General features: G+C 71.5%; 2 protein-coding genes. One reads left to right on the top strand and one right to left on the bottom strand.

Annotated features, from left to right (window positions below):
• The coding region (locus tag ACWF94_RS36650) for an SDR family NAD(P)-dependent oxidoreductase (protein WP_453498930.1) at positions 1 to 786 on the top strand (786 nt) is incomplete at its 5' end.
• A 106-nt stretch (positions 787 to 892) separates the two neighbouring features.
• Here ACWF94_RS36650 and ACWF94_RS36645 read toward each other — a convergent pair.
• Positions 893 to 3,439: a DUF4118 domain-containing protein gene (locus ACWF94_RS36645; RefSeq protein WP_453498932.1), complete on the bottom strand. Its 2,547-nt coding sequence runs from the start codon at positions 3,437 to 3,439 to the stop codon at positions 893 to 895.
• Between the last annotated feature and the right edge of the window lie 9 nt (positions 3,440 to 3,448).

The following is a 3,448-nucleotide window of genomic DNA, read 5'->3' as shown; positions in this document are numbered from 1 at the left end:
GATGTGTACGGCGGCGGCCACGACCGAGGCGTCGCCCACGCGGTGGTGGAGGAGATCCGCGCCGCCGGGGGCGACGCGGTGGCCAGCGGTCACGACATCTGCGACTGGCGGGGCGCCGAGGAGCTGATCGCGCTCGCGGTCGACACCTTCGGCGACCTCCATGTCCTGGTCAACAACGCCGGGATCGTCAGGGACCGGGCGCTCGCCAATATGTCGGAGGACGAGTGGGACGCGGTCGTCCGGGTCCATCTGAAGGGGCACGCGGCGCCCACCCGCCACGCGATGGCGTACTGGCGGGAGCGCGCCAAGGCCGGCGAGCGGGCGGACCGGTCCGTCGTGATGACCAGTTCTCTGGCGGGTCTGATCGGCAACTTCGGGCAGGCCAACTACGCGACCGCCAAGCTCGGGGTGCTCGCGCTGTCCCAGGTGACGGCGATCGAGGGCGAGAAGTACGGCGTCCGCTCCAACACCGTGTCCCCGGGCGGCCGGACCCGTATCGCGGCCACGGTCGACGGCGGCGCGGAGGCGATGGCACCGCCCGGCACCGGCTTCGATCCGCTCGATCCCGCCCATGTCTCCCCGCTGATCGCCTGGCTGGCCGCCGACGGCTGCCCCGCCGGCCGGCAGGTGTTCCAGCTCGTCGGCGCCCGGCTGATCGTCTCCGCCCTGCCTCCCGTCGTCCATGACCTCGTACGGGAGGACCGGTGGACCCTGGAGGCCCTGGACGCGGAGCTTCCGGGGAAGCTGGTGACACCGCTGGGGATCGAGTCGTGGTTCTCGGTGTGAGGGGGCGGGCCGGGCGTGAGCGGGCATGAGCGGGCGGGCGGGGCGTGAGCGGCCGGGAGCGGTGGGGCGGGGCGGGGCGTGAGCGGCCGTTGGTGATACCGGTCCGTCAGGTCACGGTGGTGGCGGGCAGATCGCTGTCGACCGGTGGCTGTCTGGCCGCCGGGCGCAGGGTCAGCACCATGGTGAAGCCGCCGCCTGGCGTGTCCTCGGCGTTGAGGGTGGCCCCGATGGCCTCGGCGAATCCCCGGGCGACCGCGAGCCCCAGACCGACCCCCACTCTGCGCGGAGTGTCTCCATACCGCTGGAAGGGGGCGAAGATGCGTTCCTTGGCGTCGTCCGGGACGCCGGGGCCGCGGTCCACGACGCGCACTTCGACACGGTCGGCGATCGTGCTGGCCGACACGAGCACGGGCTCGCCCTCGGGGCTGTACTTGACGGCGTTCTCCACGACGTTGGCGACGGTGCGCTCCAGCAGACCGGGGTCGACACAGACCATGGGGAGGTTCTCCGGGATGTCGAGGACCACACTCCCCTCCGGTACACCGCCCAGGGCCATCGGCACGACCTCGTCGAGGTCGATCTCGCGGATGAGCGGGGTGATGGCACCGGTCTGCAGCCGGGACATGTCGAGGAGGTTGCCGATCAGATTGTCGAGACGGTCCGCTCCCGCCTCGATGCCGGCCAGCAGCTCGGCCCGGTCCTGCTCGGACCACTCGATGTCGTCGGAACGCAGCGAGGTCACCGCGGCCTTGATACCCGCCAGGGGCGTCCGCAGATCGTGGCTGACCGCGGCGAGCAGCGCCGTACGGATACGGTTCGCCTCGCCGAGTTCGCGGGCGCGTCCGGCCTCGCCGACCAGGCGCCGGCGGTCGATGACGACGGCCGCCTGAGTGGCGAAGGCGGAGAGCACCCGGCGGTCCTCGGCGGGCAGGACGCGGCCGGAGAGGGCGAGGGCCATCCGGTCACCGACCGGCATGTCCACGTCCGCGTCCTCGGGGCGGGCCAGCGGAGGCGCGTCCCCGACGCTGCTGGTGCAGGTCCACGGCACGACATCGCTCTCGCGCTCCAGCAGCGCCACGGACTCCATGCCGAAGGTCTCCCGCACCCGTTCCAGGAGGGCTTCCAGGCTCGTCTCACCGCGCAGCACGGTGCCGGCCAGAAAGGAGAGGATCTCGGACTCGGCGCGCAGCCGGGCCGCCTGATGGGTGCGCCGGGCGGCCAGGTCGACCACGGACGCGACCGAGACGGCGACCCCTACGAAGATAACCAGGGCGACTATGTTCTCGGGGCCGTCGATGGTCAGCCGGTGCAGCGGCGGGGTGAAGTAGTAGTTCAGCAGCAGTGAGCCGAGCACCGCGGAGGTCAGGGCGGGGGCCAGTCCGCCGATCAGCGCCGCGGCCACCGTCAGCGTAAGGAAGAGCAGTACGTCGTTGGCGAGCCCGGCATCGGGTACCGGGCCGTCGAGCAGCAGCGAGAGCAGCACCGGACCCACCACGCCGACCAGCCAGCCCCAGATGATCCGGGAGCGGCCGAGGCGCGCGCCGCGTGCCACGGGCAGGCCGCGCCCCCTGGCCGCCTCGTCGTGGGTCACGATGTGGACATCGAGGTCCGGACCCGACTCGCGGGCGACGGTGGCGCTGACGCCGGGCCCGAAGATGTACTGCCAGGTGCGGCGGCGGCTGACGCCGAGGACTATCTGGGTGGCGTTGACCCCGCGTGCGAAGTCCAGCAGCGCGGCCGGGACGTCATCACCGATGACATGGTGGAAGGTGCCGCCGAGATCCTCGACCAGGGTCCGCTGGACGGTCAGCTCCTGGGGCGAGGCGGAGGTGAGGCCGTCGCTGCGGGTGATGTAGACGGCCAGGACCTCGCCGCCCGCGCCCTTCTCGGCCAGCCGGGCGGCCCGCCGGATGAGCGCGCGGCCCTCGGGTCCGCCGGTGAGGCCGACGACGATACGTTCGCGGGCCTGCCAGGTGGTGCGGATGTTGTGCTCGCCCCGGTACTCGCGCAGGTACTCGTCGACCCGGTCCGCCACCCAGAGCAGCGCCAGTTCGCGCAGCGCGGTCAGATTGCCGGGCCGGAAGTAGTTGGACAGGGCGGCGTCGATCTTGTCCGGCCGGTAGATGTTGCCGTGTGCCATCCGGCGGCGCAGCGCGTGCGGGGACATGTCGACCAGTTCGATCTGGTCGGCCCGGCGGACCACCTCGTCGGGGACGGTCTCCCGCTGGCGGACGCCGGTGATGGTCGCGACGACGTCGCCCAGCGACTCCAGGTGCTGGATGTTCACATTGGAGACGACATCGATACCGGCGTCGAGGAGTTCCTCGATGTCCTGCCAGCGTTTGGCGTTCCGGGAGCCCGGGATGTTGGTGTGGGCCAGTTCGTCCACGAGGGCGACGGCGGGCCTGCGCTCCAGTACGGCGTCCACGTCCATCTCGGTGAAGGTGGCCTCGCGGTACTCGATCTCACAGCGCGGGATCTGTTCCAGGCCGTGCAGCATCACCTCGGTGCGGGGCCGGTTGTGGTGTTCGACAAAGGCGACCACGCAGTCGGTGCCGCGTTCGACGCGCCGGTGCGCTTCCGCGAGCATCGCGTATGTCTTTCCGACGCCCGGTGCCGCACCGAGGTAGATCCGAAACGTGCCGCGTCCCATGGTCCGATC

The organism is Streptomyces sp. NPDC055078 (assembly GCF_053607985.1).
The sequence above is the reverse complement of the archived record's forward strand: the minus strand, read 5'-3'. Positions and strand labels throughout refer to the sequence as shown.